We start from the raw sequence: 17,387 nt of genomic DNA, 5'->3' as shown, positions 1-17,387 counted from the left end.
CCAACCCCAAAAGAAAAGCCAGGAACCTATTACCTGGCTTTTTGCTTTTCGAATGCGTAGCGATCTACTTCCCCGCGGCAATGAATGCCATCCGCAACTGATGCAGTACGCTTTCCAGCACGGCTTTCTCTTGGGGATTAAGATTCCCTTTGGTCTTTTCTTCCAGCACGGCCAGCAAATCGATCATGTGCTTGGCAACATCCGGGTGCTTGGACGCCTGCCCAGTCACTGGATCAGGAATTTGCCCCATGGCCGAGAATGCCTGGGTCGCAAGCATGGAAATCAAGAGCATGAAATCGGCTGGCGGAAACTGGCCAACTCCCGTCGAAGCAGCGTCCTCTGCCTCGCCTTCCGATACAGAATTTGCCGACTGCGAAGAGGTGCCTAGCTCAGGCTCCCCTTTGAGCTTTTCCTTCTCTTGGCGAACCTGCTCTTTCCAATCGCTATCGATAACGATCTTCTTTTCGGGATCTTGTTCTTCGCTCATGTCAGGATCTCTCGTTCCCTCTCCCAGCGAAGGGGAGAGGGGTGGGACAAGGGATTCAATATCAGCGTCGAGCCAAAAGCCGAACTAGGCGTCGGCTGGTTCGGAAGAAGGCTTGGTCGCCCCCTTATCCTTCTTCGCATCCCGTCGACGACGGGCAATTGCGGCACCGACGAAACCAGCGAACAGAGGATGAGCCTGGATAGGCTTGCTCTTGAATTCCGGGTGGAACTGGACCGCGACAAACCACGGATGCTCTTCGATCTCGAGGATCTCAACGAGCGACTTGTCAGGCTTCATGCCTGAAAAACGCAAACCGTGGCTCTTGAACTGCTCGCGGTAAACGTTGTTGAACTCGTAGCGATGGCGGTGACGCTCGCTGATTTCTTCCGCGCCGTACGCTTCGCGGGCATACGTACCTTCTTCCAGCGAACAAGGCTGCGTGCCCAGCCGCATGGTCCCGCCTTTGTCGGTGATATTCTTCTGCTCGTCCAACAAGCAAATCACCGGATGGGGTGTGTGCTTATCGAACTCCGTCGAATGCGCCCCGTCCAGACCGACGACATTGCGGGCAAACTCGATAGCGGCACATTGCATCCCGAGGCAGATTCCCAGGAACGGAATACCGCGCTCGCGAGCATAGCGAATCGCCTCAACCTTCCCTTCGACGCCACGTTCCCCGAAGCCGCCCGGAACCAAGATTCCGTCGAAGCCGGCCAGCATACGCTCGGCACCTTCGGTTTCCAGGGTTTCGCTTTGGATACGACCAACACGAATTTGCGACTTGTGATGAATGCCGGCATGGTCGATGGCTTCGTAAATCGACTTATAGGCATCCTTGTGCTCGGCGTACTTACCCACAACCGCGATGTTGATTTCGTGGTCAGGGTAGCGAAGCGTATGCAAAATCTCTTGCCATGGCGTCAGATCGACCGACGAAACCTGCGGCAGCCCCAGCTTTCCGGCAATCAGGTCGTCCAAGTTATTGTCATGCAGACTGATCGGCACTTCGTAGATCGAGAAATCCTTGTCCTTTTCCTCGATCACCGCTTCGATTGGCACGTTACAGAAAAGCGCGATCTTCTCGCGATCGTCCCGGCTCAAATTGCGTTCGGTACGGCAGATCAGGATGTCTGGCTGGATACCGATCTCTCGAAGCTGGCCCACCGAGTGTTGGGTTGGCTTAGTCTTCAGTTCGCCAGCCGCTTTCAGGTAAGGAACCAGCGTCAGGTGTATGAACAGACAGTTCTCGCGGCCTACCGTCTGAGGAAACTGGCGGATCGCTTCGAGAAACGGCTGGCTTTCGATGTCGCCGACCGTACCACCAATTTCGGTGATGATCACGTCGGTGTCGTCGTCACCCAGCTTACGAATGACCGACTTGATTTCGTCGGTAATGTGCGGAATGACCTGGACCGTCTTGCCGAGGAATTCGCCGCGACGCTCTTTATTGATGACCGACATGTAGATCTGGCCGGTCGTGTAATTCGAGTCACGCGTCAGCGGGCTGTTGGTGAAACGTTCGTAATGGCCGAGGTCGAGGTCGGTCTCGCTGCCGTCATCCAGCACGTAAACTTCACCGTGCTGATAAGGGCTCATGGTCCCTGGGTCGACGTTGATATAGGGGTCAAGCTTCTGCATCTTGACCTTCAGGCCGCGCTGCTCGAGGAGCATCCCGACCGAGGCGCTGGTCAAACCTTTGCCAAGTGAACTAACAACGCCGCCGGTAACGAAAATGTGTTTTGCCATGAAGTTGCTTGGGCCCAGAGACCTTCCATGCTTCGGAGCAGTAAGAAACATGCCGCGACGCTTCCTCCTGGCCGACTCGGAATTTAAGAATCCAAGCCATTTAAGCCACTTAATGCCCGACCAACGGGAATTAAATGAAACCTCAAGGAAACCAAAGAAGTGCCGCTAGCGTGAAACCACTATCCTAGCGATTGCACATCTTTTTGACAAACGCCGCATAGTCATCTGGGGTGTCGATTCCGATACTTGGCTCGGAAATCGTCCCGACCAAAATGGTCTCCCCCATCTCCAAAACTCGCAACTGCTCGAGCTTTTCCAGCTGTTCGAGTTCCGATGGCGGGGACTTCGCCAGTTTCAGCAGAAAATCGCGGCGATAAGCATAGATGCCCAAATGCTGCAAAAAGGCAGGCTTTTCTGCGTTTAGCACGCTTTCGTAACCATCCCGAACGTGGGGAATAGGGCTGCGGCTGAAATAGAGGGCCCGGCCGTTATCCCCGCAAACCACCTTCACGCAAGCGGGATCCCGCAACTTCTCCAGACTCCTAATGGGGGTGGCCAGGGTAGCCATCGAAACGTCCGGATTTACCTCCAGCAGAAATCGCACGCGTTCGATCGCTTCGGCCGAGATCTCTGGCTCGTCCCCTTGGACATTGATGAAGATATCGACGTCCGGGCGAGCTCTGGCAACTTCCGCCACCCGATCGGTGCCGCTAGCACACGATTCGCTGGTCATGACCACTTCGCCACCGAAATTGGAAACGACACTCTCGATCGATTGGTGATCGGTGGCCACAATTACGCCGCAAGTTCCCTGGGCCCGACAGGCAGCCTCGTAGGTGTGCTGAATGAGCGGCTTACCTGTCTCTGCCAACAAAAGCTTCTGGGGCAATCGAGTCGATTGCAATCTCGCTGGAATGACAACCAGACTGTTCAGGGCAAGTGATAGGGCGCGTTCCATGGCCATCGGTCGAATCCATTCGAAAAACAAATATCGCGTGTTCCGCACGCAAACTGCTCTCAGCATAAGCGGTTTACCCCGGAAATAAGAAGGGCAGTTCCGATCAGGGACTTCAATCGATCTTCGTATTACCCCATGACTTTGCTAAGCTTTCCGGCGATAGCCTAGACGGATTTATCTCACCACGCCGAAGGGAAACGGGCCATGTGCGGCATTGTCGGATACGTCGGAGACCACCGAGCAGCAGACTTTCTCCTGGAAGGTTTGAGGCGGCTGGAGTACCGCGGATACGACAGCGCAGGCATCGCCGCTGTTGATCGCAATTCCCATATTCACATCGTAAAAACGGCTGGTCGCATCGATTCGCTGGCCGATCGTTTGGCGGACGAAATGCCTGTCGGCACCACCGGCATCGGTCATACTCGCTGGGCAACGCACGGCCCCGCAACGCAAGCCAATGCCCATCCTCATCCCGGACCGCATGGCGATATCGTGGTGGTTCATAACGGGGTGATCGAGAACTATGCCGCACTTAAAAATCGCCTCCAGCAGAAGGGCTATCAGTTCAGAAGCGACACCGATACCGAGGTGATCGCGTTCATGCTGGAAGATGGCTACAAGCAGCTTTCCATTCCCCCCGGCAAAGCCCCCAGCGATGAAGCCCTGGTAGGACTGATCCAGAAGGTTTTGGCCAAGCTGCAAGGGACGTACGGAGTCGGTATCCTCTTCCGCAGTCGACCTGACCTGGTGATCGCTGCTCGTTTGGGCAGCCCGCTGGTAATCGGTGTTTCGGAAGACGCCCATTTCCTGGCCAGCGACGCCTCGCCATTGGTGGGCTATACCGACAAGATCGTCTACCTGACCGATCATCAAGTCGCCCTGATCAAATCCGATTCGCTGCAGATTGCCCATCGCGACCTGGGAGAGATCACGCACAATGTCGAAAAGCTTGAAATCGCTTCCGGAGATGTCGAATTGGGGGACTTCGAGCATTACATGCTCAAGGAAATCTTCGAGCAGCCCCAGTCGATCGAAAACGCCATGCGTGGCCGCTTGAATCTCGACAACGCGACAGCAGTGTTCGGAGGACTTAACCTGACGCCTCAGGAACTGCGAGGTGTCGATAGGATTCTCCTTACCGCATGTGGCACCAGTTGGCACGCGGCCATGGTGGGAGAGTACCTGATCGAAGAGATGGCCCGGATTCCGGTGGAAGTCGAGTATGCCTCGGAGCTTCGCTACCGCAATCCGCCGGTACCCCGTCGTACGCTGGTATTCGGCATTACGCAGAGCGGAGAAACGGCTGACACCCTCGCCGCACTGCGAGAGATGAAACGCAAGGGGCATCCAACGCTGGCCATTTGTAACGTCGTGGGAAGTAGCATTGCCCAGGAAGCGGACGGGGGCATCTATCTGCACGCTGGTCCCGAAGTCGGTGTGGCTTCGACGAAAGCGTATACCTCGCAGCTTGTCGTGATGGCCATGCTTGGTCTTTACTTTGGCCGGCTCAATCATCTGAGCTTTGACCAAGGGTACCGCATCATCCGTGCGATGCAGGCCCTACCCGATGCCGCACGAAAGGCACTGAATACCCAGAATCAGGCTCGCAAGATCGCCGAAAAATACCAAACCGCAAACAACTTCCTCTACCTGGGCCGCTACTTCAATTTCCCCACCGCCTTGGAAGGGGCACTCAAGCTGAAAGAAATCAGCTACATCCACGCCGAAGGCTACCCCGCTGCGGAACTCAAGCACGGTCCGATCGCCTTGGTTGATGAAAACACCCCAAGCGTGTTCATCATGCCGCAGGGGGTCGTTTACGACAAAGTGATGAGCAATCTACAAGAGATCAAAGCCCGCGGTGGTCCCGTGATTGCCATCGCCAGCGAAGATGACCACGAGATCGACAATTACGCCGACGACGTGATTCGCATTCCGACCGTCGAAGAATTCCTGCAGCCGATCGTCTCGGTGATTCCACTGCAGTTCATTGCCTATCACATCGCCCTGCTACGCGGCTGCGATGTCGACAAGCCGCGAAATCTGGCCAAGAGCGTGACGGTCGAGTAGTCTCGCAGCACCAACTTGAGATGCCGAGAGCGTCCTCAATCAATCCGGAAGAAAAGTTGGGCGGACCATCGACGCTTCACTGTCGATAGACCGCCCAACAAGTTCCTTAGGATGCTTCCCCAATTTTTTCCTTATGATTGGACACGGATATCAAACGTGCCATTCTCCTTGGGAATATCCGCATGGGTGCGGAATGGCCCACCAGGAATAGGACGCCCTAGCATCATCGAAGTGCCCGGTTCTCCGTTGCCATCGTACGCCTCGATGATGATCTTCTGCGGACCACCGACAACGCCTTTTCCGTGGTCTGTTTCGTAACGACCTTCGTGAATTTCAGCGATTGCCATGGGGCCTCGGTTCCCTAGAGATGCATCCGGCTCGAATTGGACGGTACCTGTCGCGACCGGTTTTCCATCCAAGAGAACCACTCCGGAGATTTGATATCTCGAAGGACCATCGGACGTAGATTCGGCACATCCGCATAAGCATAGAGCGAAGATAATCAAATACCGCATAACACACCTTTCGTGCTGTGAATCAATGACCAACAAAAGGCCTGTTAGAACTGCGGTCCACCGACCGGCAGTCCATCGCCCCGAACGGCCAATTGGCGATAGGCATTGATATCGATCACTTCGCTGAGAAATTGAACCGAACCATCTCCGAGCACAAACTGCGCCCCACCAGGATGCTCACTTCCAAAGGTGGAGGTCACATAGTTAAACGTGTTGACCTGGTTTCCATTCACATCGGGACCACTATTGATCTGACGAACGGCTGCCGTCGTTCCCACGAGAAGGGGATCGTTGCCGGTGTGTCGATAGCCGGAAGCCCAGGTTGTCATTTCGCAGCAGGTATTTCCCTTCATCGCGTAGATAGTTTCCCCAACGATCAGTACGTTCGTGGTTCCATCGGTAATGTCTGCGAAACGCGTCTTCGAGTTTCTCCAGAACACGCCGTTATTGAAATACACACGGCCGCTGTATCCGTTGTGACCGTTGTACTGATCCTGGTCGTTGGGCGTCGGCCCACCGCCGCAGACGGCATGATAGCTGAGCGTAGGAAAACGACCGGTCGTAAACGACGGGCAGATGTACTTGGGCATCGCCTTGGTCTGGTAAATATGGTTGTTGTTGCTCGAGGTGTCGTAGCTGGAAGCTCCGTGCACGGTCAAGTTTTGATTGAACGCCCAGGCAAACGTTTTGCCGAAATCGAACGAGTCGTGCAGTGCCGACTCTTCGACATAAGGCAGAATCAGCACAGTCCATGGAGCACGCGACATGTCCGCACTCCAGCTTCCGCTATTCCCCAGGTTGTGGTCCACAACTGGGGTCGTCGAGATCGCCCCTGGCGGAAACGAGCCCAGGGAATCGTGATAGTTATGCATCGCCAAGCCGATTTGCTTCATGTTGTTCTTGCACTCCATGCGGCGTGCGGCTTCGCGAGCTTGCTGCACCGCTGGCAACAAAAGCGCGATCAACACACCGATAATGGCAATCACCACTAAAAGCTCAACTAAGGTGAAACCCGAGTACCGCTTCGAGTTCATAGTTATTTCCTTATTCATTGTGTACCGTTGAGAAAGCTGAAAAACGAAGATAAATGGATCGATCCAGCAGTCACTTCACGCGACCCCTGCACACTCGTCCCTGTTCCTGGCAAGCGGACCGGCTAGCCGGTGCTCGATTCCGAAAGCTTCTGCAGCATTTCCTCTGCAACCTTGCGGCGCTGCGTATCGCCGCCGGCTGACTTCAATTTGAGATAGAGAGGTCGAAGCGGCGCGATCTTTTCCGGCGAGCTTCGCAGCGCACTTTCAAACGCCGGCTCCGCACCAAACATCTCTGGCATGGGAGAATTGGGATCAGCAATCTGAGTCAGAAACGACTTCAACATGCCGGTGCCGTCGTCTCCGGCCTGTCCAGGGTCGGAGGGGAACCTGCTCGACATGCTGCAGCCAGCTAAAACCAGCAGTAAGCACAAGACGCCGAGTACCGATAGGAAACGAGATTTAGAATTCATGGACTTCCCCTCCGGAACGAGTTCCCAGTGCACCCCAAACTCCGTAGGCCGACTTGCCATTCCAGTTGGGTGCCGCGTCTTGATTTCCCGCATCGATCGTCTCGTTGATAAACTGCGACGAACCATCGGCAAAGACAACTTGAACACCGCCTGGGTGACGGCTGTTGGAGGTCATCATGGCCTCGGTCCAATAGTTCTGTTCTTTGGCACACGAAGGACCATTAGGCGGAATGATGGTGGTGACCCCGGTGTAGATAACGTTGCCGGGATGCCAGCTATAGCCGTGCTTGTCGACCAGAGGCTGAAACGTCAGCCCACTTGCGAACTTGTTGCCCAGCCAAACGGCGTTCGATGTACAGTCGCTTGGTTTCGAGAAATTGATGATCGCCGTATCACCCCGGGCTCCCTCGGATGCCGGGCGAATGATCTCAGCCATGGCAATCGTATTGCTCGTCCCATCCTTCACGTCTGCCATCGTGAAGAAAGAATTCCAGCCGAACATCCCCCGCGGCTGCTTGTCTTCCCCTTGCGCACCGGTGGTTTCCATCCAGTGATCCGACACAACGGTAGCGTAATTCGTCAGCCCCAACTCGCGATGGGTTCTGAGATTGTTATCGGAGGGACAAAGCAGCCCGGGAATCTGTGCTCGTGATCCTTCAAACTCGGTATTCACGTAGCAACTGCCGTTGCCGCTGAGACGAGGTGCCCATAGTTCGTAAACTGCATTCTGCTCTAAAAATGGAGTCAGAGGTACAAACGCACTGACTCCGCCATACCAGGCCTCGCAGCCCCCGCCCCCTTGCGCTCGCGAGGGAAAAGCTTCGTTAGTGTCGTGGTAATTATGAAGTGCCAGGCCTAATTGTTTGAGATTATTCGAACATTGTGAACGCCTTGCGGCCTCGCGAGCCTGTTGTACTGCCGGTAACAACAGCGCACTCAATACACCTATGATGGCAATCACCACCAGAAGTTCTACGAGGGTAAATCCCCTCTTTCTCGTCATTGACATTGAGTAGCCGCTCCATGATCGTATTACATAGATAATGTCTGGCCCCTCAGAAGCTGGGCATCTGTCCGGCGCGATGCGTCGGGGTAGCCTGCTCTTTCTTTGGTGCCTACGGTGCATGATGGAGTGGATTACTGAGATATATTGTGTATCGTTTAGGTATCACGAATCATTGCTAATTCCGTTTTTTGTGATTTTCAATTTGTTGCACGCAGGAACCCCCTGCCTTTGGGCAACTGAGGATGATTGATCACACGAACCTAGTGACAAAAACGATCGCCCTGTTCTTACCTCGTGGCCACGAGCAATCGGCTCGGATCACCGCTGGTGCGGCCATGAGCGCGGGAGAGTACCCGCACATCACGCTCTTGGAATGGCCCTACGACGACTCGCAGCCTGATTTCGATTACGACTTCAGCGAGATGGAATTCGACGGCGCGATTATCTGGGCTTACAACGAATCTCCCTGGGCGAAGCGATTAATCGAGATGAGCATTCCCGTCGTTAATTGCGGAAGCAACTGGATTCGCCAGGGAGTGCCGTCAGTAGCATTCGACTGGGAAGCATTGCAAGACGACCTGGTTAATAAGTTCGCTTCTCTGGGAAGAGAGCACGCCGCAATCGTCTCTCACAACCTGGGTAACGATCCGTTCAAGTCGGCCTGGCTCGAACGCTTGATCGAGCGGTTGAACGAAAACAACATCGCCACCCAGTTCTTCATTGCACCGGGACTTCCCAGCGAAGAACGACAGCGAATGTTCAAGCCGGCGCGGGAAGCCGAGATCATCACCTTCCTGGAGAATCTTCCTCACCCTTCGGCCATCTACTGTGACGATGACTATCTTGCGGCGCTGATCTGCCGTGTGGCCCGCGATATCAACTTCCGCATTCCCCAGGACATCGCGGTCATGGGTTTCGGCAACTTCACGATCTCCAGAGTTGCTTCGCCTGCGATTTCATCAATTGAAATACACGGGCAAATGATCGGGCGGCAAGCTTTTCAGATGGTTCGGCAGCGACTTGAGTCACCGGAAGCAGAGTTCCCCCAAGTCCAGCAAGTACGACTCGAGTTCATCGAACGCGATACGTTTCGCTTCGAGCTCGTGAAAGATGCCGTCGTGGCCCAGGTTAATCGCATCATCGAGCGAGAAGCTTGCCAAGGCATTAACGTCGACGAACTCGCTCGACGCCTGGGAGTCTCGCGTAACACACTCAATCGTCGTTTCCAACAGGAATACGGCATCACGCCGGGCAAGAAGATCCGGGCCATTCGCGTTCAACAAGCGAAGCAGATGCTGGTCAATTCCGACCACAGTGTCACGAAGGTAGCCGAGCTCTGCGGTTTCCCAGAGCCTGCGAACTTCGTCAACTTCTTCCGCCGCGAAGTAGGACAGACGCCGAACGAATACCGGAACAAAGCGAAGCAGGCCGACAGTTAGGCCACATCATCTCAGCGTCCTGGGAATGCACCTCCTGAAGGTCCAGGAAAACCAGGCATTGGTGGTCTCGGCGACGGCATTCTCGAACTTGGTGAATCAGGGAACCCCGCCGGATTGCTTCGCGGATTGCGTGATGGCGGTATGAAAGACGGCGGTTGCATGCTTGGTGGTCGCACGCGCATGTGGGGATCGGGCGGAGTAATCGACGGCGGGGCAAACGATGGGGGACGAATCTCAGGTCGGAATTCGCTCGGAATGTTCGGCTGCCGCATCCTGGGCAAGCTCTGTTCCGGCACCGCCCAACGTTCCGGCACGACCGTCGCGCGATACTCGGGATGATGCGGAATGATCGACTTGCCTGGTTGGGGACTATAAGTAATCGCGTAAAAAAACCCAACAGTCAGGCCCACAACCACTAACGCCGCGATTGCACCGGTTGTGACATTTCGCCGGAATCGCTTCCGTGTCATCTCATCCAGATCGTCGTTCAGTTGCTCCCATGGATCGAGTTCCTTGGGATTGGGTTGGATCTTGTGCCCGAGTGCGGCCTCAACCTTTTCACACGCCTCAGTCAAGGTCGCCAGTGTGCGAGATACAACGCGATCGGTACGCTGAAGCGTTTCCATTGATGCTGCTGTGAGTTCGACAAACTCCCCTTTATCCGGCAGCTTGGGAACCAGGAAGTCGCTGACCTTTACCACGCCATCTCGGTGTTCAAACGGATACTTCACCTCACCGAAGGCGTACTGAATTTCCTTCAATCCTCGGTGCACTTTTTCCCCGAGACGCGTCACGCTGAGCTTCAACTGAAACGACAGACGATCGACATCAAATCGCGACAGAATCGCGTCGAGCACCAAAGTATCGCTGGACAACTCATCAAGCAGCGGCTGCACACCGGCCAATGGCTTACACAGGGCCATCACTCGGTCAACTCGCTTACGCTGATTTGTGATTACCGATTGTTTGTCGGATCGCCATAGTTGTGACGTGTGCAGAATCCTCAGGGCCAAAGTCATCCGGCGACGCACGGTCGGATAAAGCGTCGAGAGCATCTCCTGAGCCCGATTGTGATGCCGCTGTGCCCGGTTGTAATGAAATGATACATCTGCGTTCTCGATGAACTTCAGATCGATCAGTTTCTGAAAGCTCTTCACGTTCTGGAATTCACCACGTGTTTGCAGAAACTCCTCATTGGCCTTGCTCAGCTTATCTTTTTGCTCAATACAGTTCTGCCGAGCAATCGCCAGACTCTCGGCTGCCTGTTTGTAATTATCAACCGGCATATCCGCGTCCGGATCAGGGAAAATTGGCTTCACAATGATCGATTCGGCCTGCATATAACGACGCAGCGCCTTCTGGGCCTTTTCTTCGGCGGTGTACTCCGCGTTGAGCACTTCCGTCGAGACCAGGCTGGAAGGATCAAAGTCAGATTCAAGGACTTCTTTGTAGTGCCGGACCGTCATCTCTGTGCAGCGGCGATCGAAGTCCCGCAGCAAGTGGCCAGCTGGGTCCTGAGAAATTGGCATCGTCGGCAGCTCTAGTTTCTGCAGCGCATTAATACGGGCAGGCAGCGAAGGATGCGTATCGAACCAGCGAGTCGCATTTGAAGAGATCAACTTCAACGAGATTTCCTGCTGCCTGGCATTCCAACGCCCTACTCGCGAGAGAATGAACCGCGGCAAGTCATCTGGCAATCGCTTTTCCTGCCACGAATTGGTTAAATCGTCGTTCGTCGCACTCGCTGCCATGCCCAAGAGATGGACTCTCTGGAGCGACCGACATGCAATATCGCTACCCACAAGCCGAGCCATGTATTGATCGCAATCGAACTCATCCTTTCGCGAAATCAAACAACTCGATGCCTCGGCGGTAACAAAAAACACCCACAAGATCCATCGCCCTAATGACAATGCTTTCTTAATGGGCAACAAGAGTAGACGTAGCGACTGGCCTTCCTGTGTATTGATGGCCAGCCAGATATCAAACTTATCTGGCTCGTACATTGCTCGATAAAACATACCATTGACGATTCCGATTATCGTCCGCAGCTTGATGTTCTTCTCAAGAGCAAAGTGCCCCATCTCGTGCGCAATAATACCTGCCAAGGAAGCAATATCACACGAAGCGATCAGCGGCAAACCCAGGATGAGGATCCGTTTTTCGGGAAACAGGCCCCCCATAGGCCCAGAATTGTAGACCGCTGCTTCCGCTCCTACCGTGAAGTGCACCTCGTCGATCATTCGTGTGCCAACACTGTTGCAGATTCGCTGGACGAACTCGAACAGTAGTGGCTCGTCCTTTCTCGTCACAACGACAGGCTCCTCGCGCGAGGGACTAATCCGAAAAAACGGTTTGATCACCAGCGCTAACAGAGCGAGCAAGAATAATGGTGGCAGCGAATAAAGCAGCACCACCCAGACACTGACACCAGATCCTAGTAGTCGCAAATGGCTTAAGAAATAATCGAACGCGACCCACCCGACCACCAGAATGATCGCGAAGTAGATCAATGTCAGCAGGATCAAGCACGCTGCCGAGAACCATACCGACACACGATACAGAGGTGACCACTGAACCGGCGGCAATTCACGTTCGAGAGAATCGAGAAGTTGTTGAACGTTCGACGAATCGGACGGGGAAGCAGCAGTTTCCATCGCCTAGGCCTCTGATAAAGAGATGAGACTGAGAGCGATTCTGCCTTTATCCTAAGTCCAATTCAATAACTTCGGAGCGGATTTTGAATAAGAAAAAAACCGGCAAACGTTTGCGATGTCCATCTACGCTCGCGTGAATGCACTTCGCAGCAATGCCAGGCTTTGTGGAATCGCCGTTTTATAGTCTTCCATCCCTTCAAATTCGAGGGAAATGAAACCTCGATAGTTGTGCTTACGTAAGATCTCTCCGATACGCTGATAATCGAGATCGAGCGTGTACCACTGCCCTTCCCCGTAGTAAGTCTTTGCCTGGACAAAGATGGTCTGCGGCGCGATCTTCTCGAGACGATCATAAGGGTCATCCAGAAAGTTTCCTGTATCCGTACATATCTGGAGCCATGGGGAGTCGATCGCATTGACAATTCGCAAGATTCCCTCAGGCGTCAGGCCCAATCCCCAGTGATTCTCGAGTGCCAGCACTACGCCACACTTCTCTGCCGTCGGCAGACATTTCTCCAAAGCTTCAATCACCCAAGGAAACGCGTCTTCGTCGGTATAGCCTTCCAACGGAGATTCAATCCCACGGTTGGCCATCAGTTCGTCGAAGCTGGCCGACGTCCCCCAGGTACCGGTGTTCACACGCATCACGGGAATACCAAACTGGTAGGCAATTTCGATTTGCCCAATCGTCCGATCAATATTCTCTTTTCGTTTCTCTCGATCCGGGGTCACGAAGCCTTGGTGCGTCGAGAGCCCCACCAGTGGCAACCCCAAACGCAAAGCATGTCGTTTGTACGACATCATCTTCGAGTGGCTCAGCATCTCGTTTTGCTGCAACTGATACAGCAGCAATTCTACGCCATCGAAACCATACTCGTCCGCAATGTCGATGCACTTGTGGAAGTCACGCAGATCATCATTGCGAAATCGCCATAGCGAATAGGTCGAAAGCACGATGGGCGACGTCTTGCGTGCTCCGCTTTCGCTATCCGACTTCGCTTCCTGTGCCTGACAGGCCTGGCTGAGCGGGATCATCGAGGCGGCTGCGGCAAGTCCCAGAAAGTTTCGACGTGACGATACCGGTTTCGAGGTGGAAGCATTCATCTGCGTATTCATTCTGAAGGTGCCATATGGTAGATCACAATCGCGGTGAAGCGATCGTGGCCTTCGAGGCTTGCTCGTCACCGCCTGCTCGAGTTAGCGCATCCGATAGCGACGAACAGTCCGCGATTAGCAAAATGGAAAAGGCATAAGCCAGCATAAAAGCCGGAGAGAACGCTCGCAATCCACCAAACGTATAAACTTACGCAGAGTTTTCCTTACTTTTCTTTTTACCTTCGCCTCTGGGCAACTCAGGCACGTTAGTCTTCGGTAGATGCTGCTGAAACGATGCCTTGATTTGATCGTACTGCGAGTCCCCGGCCAGGTTCTTCCACTCGTTGGGATCCGCTTCGTGATCGTAAAGCTCTTCGCTTCCATCCGCATAGCGAATGTAGCGATACTGCTCGCTTCGCAAACTGTGGTTGTTGCGATGGAAGGTCGTCATCGCAGGCTTCTCCCAAGCAAGCTCAGGCTCTTGCAGCAGCGGCTTGATACTCGCCCCTTCGACATGCGATGGAATCTTGATCGCGGCTAAGTCGCATAGCGTGGGATAGATAGCCATGAAGTCGACCGGACAATCGCATACGCCCCCTTGTTTTGTCAGCCCAGGAGCCACCCAGATCAGCGGTGCGCGGCATGCTTCTTCCCAAAGTGCAAACTTACGCCAGTGCTCTTTCTCTCCGAGATGCCAGCCATGGTCCCCCCACAGCACGACAATCGTGTTGTCCTTGTACTGCGACTTTTCCAGGCCGTCGATCAGTCGTCCAACCTGCATGTCGGTGAAGTGGATCGTCGCCAGGTAAGCCTGAACGGCCTCGTTCCAACGTCCCGACTTCAGCATCGTCGCATGGTCCCCGTCTGGCTTGGCCATTTTGATTCCAGCACTGGGTACATCTGCCAGGTCATTCTTTTGATGGGGTGGCAATTGAATAGATTCGAGCGGAAACTTCTCGAAGTGGCTCAGCGGAACACTCCACGGCATGTGTGGCTTCACCAGGCCTACTGCCAGGAAAAATGGCTTCTCATGCTTCTGGTCGAGTTTCTCTAAGGCATAGTCAACCACCAGATGATCCGGCATATCGCTATCCGGGTTGGAAAGAGGGCCAAACTTGATCCCGCCAACTCCATCATTCTTTGCGGAAGCGTCAAGCGTCAGCTTGGGATTCTTCTTTTCGAAGTACTCGCTCCATTCTCCATCACGATGCTGGCTTCCGTGGTATATCTTTCCGGCCCCGAAGACGTTGTAGCCTGCTTTCAGAAACTGCGTCGTCAAAGTCTTGCCTTTGGGGATCACTGGAGTCCAATCCTGGCCGTTGTCGTAACAGCCACTGGTGCTGGGGCGTATCCCCGACATGAGCGCCGCTCGCGATGGGTTGCACGCCGGAGCTGCGCAGTTGGCATTGGTGAACGTTACCCCCATCGCCGCGAGTCGATCAATGTTGGGGGTTTTCGTTTGCGGGTTTCGCCCCAGATGTCCAACCCAATGATTCAAGTCATCGATGGCGATGAACAAGACATTCGGCTGCTGTGCCTTTTCAGCAGCCATCAAAGAAGAAGCGAAAGTCACCATCAAGGTGCCGACAATAGCAATCCAACAGCAGCGCATGGCAAAGGCCGATTCAGAAAAGAGAGTGAGATAAGTGATAAGAGGTCAACATCTTGATAGATGCAAACCACTACCCAGTTATTGTCTAATTGCTGATGAATTTCCAGAAAAGCCCTTCCTTCTGCCTCGACAAGCGGGACTTCAAGTTCAAGGAACACTTCCGATCCAAGAGACAAATGAGGACTCATCGTGTTTTACCTTTCTATTAGGGATCGATTATCCCCTATAATCAGGTCTACGGCTACTTATTGGACCTAAGCAGAGGAGCCACGAAGATGGCAGACCAGTCGCCAGAGCAATCACCAGAAGCCCCTGCCCAGCCACTCCTTCAAAAGTATGGCGTTCTCAGTGTGTTGGTAATCTTGCTTGTAATTGGCGTGGGAAGAATTGTGCTGCAGAGTGGGTTCCTTGAACCAGAGCTCGGCAAAGTAATTCTTGAGCATAAGGGTCCGGTGTGGGCTTTAGCCGCCGATTCAAACGCCCGTTTCCTGGCCGCTGGCGGTGAAGATAAGGCGATTCGCATTTGGGACAACCAGCAACAAAAGAACACTGCAACCCTTTACGGACACACCAACGACGTAACAACGCTGGCCTTCGATTCCTCCGGTAAACAAATGATCAGCGGCAGCCTCGACAAAACAGCCGTCGTCTGGGATCACGCCGAGTCACGAGACCTGTTCCGTCTTGTCGGCCATGAAGACCGGATCGAAGGGGCCACGTTCGATCCAACCGGCAACATCGTTGCCACGGCCAGTTGGGATAAAACAGTCCGTCTTTGGGACGCCAAGACAGGCAACCACCTCCAAACTCTCGAAGGAGCGATGAAAGGTCTTAACTGCGTGGCCTTTAGCCCGGATGGCAAACGAATTGCCGCTGGGGGCTGGGATTACCGCGTCCACATCTGGTCTATCGAAACCGGGGAACTGCTGACGAGCATGCTTGAGCACCAAGGAGGCGTCATGGACCTGGCATTCAGCCCCGACGGAAGCCAACTCGCCTCGGCAGCTTGGGACGGGACCGTCCTCACTTGGGATATGCAAACGATGAAGCTAGCGAACGTCTACGGTGGTGCTAATGGCTGGATCGTCTCGGTTGCTTTCAGCCCCGACGGCCAGCGTATCGCCGCATCCGCCGAAGCCGGCCAGCTCATTGTGTGGGATCAGGCATCCCGGAAGATCGTCCAGCAATTTCCTGGACATAGCGGCCGCGTAACCAACGTCGATTTTCTAGGTGACGGCAGCCAAATCATCAGCAGCGGTGAAGACGGCACGGTCCGCGTGTGGTGTTTTTGACTTTCCTTCGGAAGCACAAAAATCCTCGTAACCCATTTACCTAAAGACACTTACAACTACCATCCACCACGATACATACGCTTTAGCCGAGCGGCAGATGCGGCTCCGCCAACGCGGCGTTTCTCTTTTCCATCGACCACGTAGACAAATTGAGGAATGGAGCTGATCCCGTATTGCTGGGCGAGAGAGGGATTCGAGTCGACATCCACTTTCCGGATCGGATAGCCAGCATTTCGGAGTTCTTGATAGGACGGGTCGGCATGCCGGCAAGCGGGGCACCAATTGGCCGAAAAGAAGAGAATCTTGCCTGGCAAATCACGTGGCCTGACGTCATCTGCGGTCGAAACTCCACTTGAAGAGTAGCTTGCTAATGTAAGGACAACGGGTGCGGCAAAGCTCATCAGTGCCACAATGACCACGATTACCTTCTGCATGAATCTCCCCCCTGCAACATGACCTTTTCAAATGATCAGTAGCGATTGCTTTCTCAAATAAAGCTTACCGCCCAGCTCAATCGAGGAGCTTTCCTGAGATTCTAGCTCCACCCTCCTTGGCCGACTGGGGGAATCCGAATAATCGTTAGAACCGAAACTCGGCCCAGCACCTGAATCGAATAGCGTTCCGGACCTTCAAATTGCCACGAAGCACCTTGAGTTGGTCTTCAAAAGAAGCCCACTACCAGGGAAACCGATCAATCTTCGAAAGATTCTTTCCCCGTATTTTCCCGAGTGAAACGCACGTATTTCATTTTTTCTTCTCGGAAACGCGTCAGCCCGTTGACACCCCAACCGTATCTGGTACTATTTGCTCTTCCCAGTTGGGCAACATTGCTCGCAGGGAGAAAAGCAAATCGCTTTTCATGGTGTGCAAACACCAAAATGATCTTTGACAATTTGGTAGTGACCTCTGTTTGAGAACAATGGTGGTTGTGCTTCTTTGAGAATGCTTGCATTCCTGAAGAGGCGATCACAAATTTGGACTCAAGCTAGTTCAATTTCTTTTTAAA

14 protein-coding genes are annotated in these 17,387 nt (G+C 53.9%); 3 read left to right on the top strand and 11 right to left on the bottom strand.

Annotated features, from left to right (window positions below; all coding sequences use genetic code 11):
* Positions 1-64: 64 nt before the first annotated feature.
* The 3 genes from C5Y96_RS01420 to kdsB all read right to left on the bottom strand — a co-directional run bounded on the left by C5Y96_RS01420 (position 65) and on the right by kdsB (position 3,167).
* Entirely contained in the window at positions 65-487 is a 423-nt protein-coding gene (locus C5Y96_RS01420; RefSeq protein ID WP_105349768.1) for a DUF1844 domain-containing protein, read from the bottom strand.
* An 84-nt stretch (positions 488-571) separates the two neighbouring features.
* Positions 572-2,233: a CTP synthase gene (locus tag C5Y96_RS01415; RefSeq protein ID WP_105349767.1), complete on the bottom strand. Its 1,662-nt coding sequence runs from the start codon at positions 2,231-2,233 to the stop codon at positions 572-574.
* A 184-nt stretch (positions 2,234-2,417) separates the two neighbouring features.
* Positions 2,418-3,167: a 3-deoxy-manno-octulosonate cytidylyltransferase gene (gene kdsB, locus C5Y96_RS01410; protein ID WP_105349860.1), complete on the bottom strand. Its 750-nt coding sequence runs from the start codon at positions 3,165-3,167 to the stop codon at positions 2,418-2,420.
* A gap of 228 nt (positions 3,168-3,395) precedes the next feature.
* On the opposite strand from kdsB, the gene glmS reads away from it, so the two are divergent.
* Positions 3,396-5,261 carry a glutamine--fructose-6-phosphate transaminase (isomerizing) gene (glmS, locus tag C5Y96_RS01405; RefSeq protein WP_105349766.1) on the top strand — a complete coding sequence of 622 codons (1,866 nt, stop codon included), beginning with the start codon at positions 3,396-3,398 and terminating at the stop codon, positions 5,259-5,261.
* Positions 5,262-5,392: 131 nt separating this feature from the next.
* Here glmS and C5Y96_RS01400 read toward each other — a convergent pair whose 3' ends face one another.
* From C5Y96_RS01400 to C5Y96_RS01385, 4 genes are all read right to left on the bottom strand, one after another.
* Positions 5,393-5,608: a hypothetical protein gene (locus tag C5Y96_RS01400; protein ID WP_105349765.1), complete on the bottom strand. Its 216-nt coding sequence runs from the start codon at positions 5,606-5,608 to the stop codon at positions 5,393-5,395.
* 212 nt (positions 5,609-5,820) lie between these two features.
* A complete protein-coding gene (locus C5Y96_RS01395; RefSeq protein WP_105349764.1) occupies positions 5,821-6,810 on the bottom strand; it encodes a DUF1559 domain-containing protein in 990 nt (329 codons plus the stop codon).
* A gap of 122 nt (positions 6,811-6,932) precedes the next feature.
* The gene (locus tag C5Y96_RS26975; protein ID WP_146115476.1) at positions 6,933-7,280 is read right to left on the bottom strand and encodes a hypothetical protein; all 348 of its coding nucleotides are present in this window, start codon (positions 7,278-7,280) and stop codon (positions 6,933-6,935) included.
* Positions 7,270-8,289: a DUF1559 domain-containing protein gene (locus tag C5Y96_RS01385; RefSeq protein ID WP_158261044.1), complete on the bottom strand. Its 1,020-nt coding sequence runs from the start codon at positions 8,287-8,289 to the stop codon at positions 7,270-7,272. The genes C5Y96_RS26975 and C5Y96_RS01385 overlap by 11 nt, the downstream gene beginning before the upstream one ends.
* 260 nt (positions 8,290-8,549) lie before the next feature.
* On the opposite strand from C5Y96_RS01385, the gene C5Y96_RS01380 reads away from it, so the two are divergent.
* Complete coding sequence (locus tag C5Y96_RS01380) at positions 8,550-9,725, top strand: helix-turn-helix domain-containing protein (protein ID WP_158261037.1); 1,176 nt, start codon at positions 8,550-8,552, stop codon at positions 9,723-9,725.
* 11 nt (positions 9,726-9,736) lie between these two features.
* Here C5Y96_RS01380 and C5Y96_RS01375 read toward each other — a convergent pair whose 3' ends face one another.
* The 3 genes from C5Y96_RS01375 to C5Y96_RS01365 form a co-directional block, all read right to left on the bottom strand.
* Positions 9,737-12,382, bottom strand: coding sequence for a M48 family metalloprotease (locus C5Y96_RS01375; protein ID WP_105349760.1), 2,646 nt, complete (start codon positions 12,380-12,382; stop codon positions 9,737-9,739).
* Between the two features lie 123 nt (positions 12,383-12,505).
* Positions 12,506-13,486: a sugar phosphate isomerase/epimerase family protein gene (locus C5Y96_RS01370; RefSeq protein WP_105349759.1), complete on the bottom strand. Its 981-nt coding sequence runs from the start codon at positions 13,484-13,486 to the stop codon at positions 12,506-12,508.
* Between the two features lie 199 nt (positions 13,487-13,685).
* Complete coding sequence (locus tag C5Y96_RS01365) at positions 13,686-15,029, bottom strand: sulfatase (RefSeq protein WP_199188607.1); 1,344 nt, start codon at positions 15,027-15,029, stop codon at positions 13,686-13,688.
* Positions 15,030-15,364: 335 nt separating this feature from the next.
* Between C5Y96_RS01365 and C5Y96_RS01360 the strand changes: the two genes are divergently transcribed.
* Positions 15,365-16,381, top strand: coding sequence for a WD40 repeat domain-containing protein (locus C5Y96_RS01360; RefSeq protein ID WP_105349757.1), 1,017 nt, complete (start codon positions 15,365-15,367; stop codon positions 16,379-16,381).
* Positions 16,382-16,437: 56 nt separating this feature from the next.
* Here C5Y96_RS01360 and C5Y96_RS01355 read toward each other — a convergent pair whose 3' ends face one another.
* Entirely contained in the window at positions 16,438-16,815 is a 378-nt protein-coding gene (locus C5Y96_RS01355; protein ID WP_105349756.1) for a thioredoxin family protein, read from the bottom strand.
* Positions 16,816-17,387 lie beyond the last annotated feature (572 nt).

Origin of the sequence: Blastopirellula marina (genome assembly GCF_002967715.1) — a bacterium.
GTDB classification, from domain to species: Bacteria; Planctomycetota; Planctomycetia; order Pirellulales; family Pirellulaceae; genus Bremerella; species Bremerella marina_B.
The sequence above is the reverse complement of the archived record's forward strand: the minus strand, read 5'-3'. Positions and strand labels throughout refer to the sequence as shown.

Coding starts and splice junctions, on each gene's coding strand:
- C5Y96_RS01420 (WP_105349768.1), bottom strand. CDS start 487: ATGAGCGAAGAACAAGATCCCGAAAAGAAGATCGTTATCGATAGCGAT.
- C5Y96_RS01415 (WP_105349767.1), bottom strand. CDS start 2,233: ATGGCAAAACACATTTTCGTTACCGGCGGCGTTGTTAGTTCACTTGGC.
- glmS (WP_105349766.1), top strand. CDS start 3,396: ATGTGCGGCATTGTCGGATACGTCGGAGACCACCGAGCAGCAGACTTT.
- C5Y96_RS01400 (WP_105349765.1), bottom strand. CDS start 5,608: ATGGCAATCGCTGAAATTCACGAAGGTCGTTACGAAACAGACCACGGA.
- C5Y96_RS01395 (WP_105349764.1), bottom strand. CDS start 6,810: ATGAACTCGAAGCGGTACTCGGGTTTCACCTTAGTTGAGCTTTTAGTG.
- C5Y96_RS26975 (WP_146115476.1), bottom strand. CDS start 7,280: ATGAATTCTAAATCTCGTTTCCTATCGGTACTCGGCGTCTTGTGCTTA.
- C5Y96_RS01385 (WP_158261044.1), bottom strand. CDS start 8,289: ATGTCAATGACGAGAAAGAGGGGATTTACCCTCGTAGAACTTCTGGTG.
- C5Y96_RS01375 (WP_105349760.1), bottom strand. CDS start 12,382: ATGGAAACTGCTGCTTCCCCGTCCGATTCGTCGAACGTTCAACAACTT.
- C5Y96_RS01370 (WP_105349759.1), bottom strand. CDS start 13,486: ATGAATGCTTCCACCTCGAAACCGGTATCGTCACGTCGAAACTTTCTG.
- C5Y96_RS01365 (WP_199188607.1), bottom strand. CDS start 15,029: ATGGCTGCTGAAAAGGCACAGCAGCCGAATGTCTTGTTCATCGCCATC.
- C5Y96_RS01360 (WP_105349757.1), top strand. CDS start 15,365: ATGGCAGACCAGTCGCCAGAGCAATCACCAGAAGCCCCTGCCCAGCCA.
- C5Y96_RS01355 (WP_105349756.1), bottom strand. CDS start 16,815: ATGCAGAAGGTAATCGTGGTCATTGTGGCACTGATGAGCTTTGCCGCA.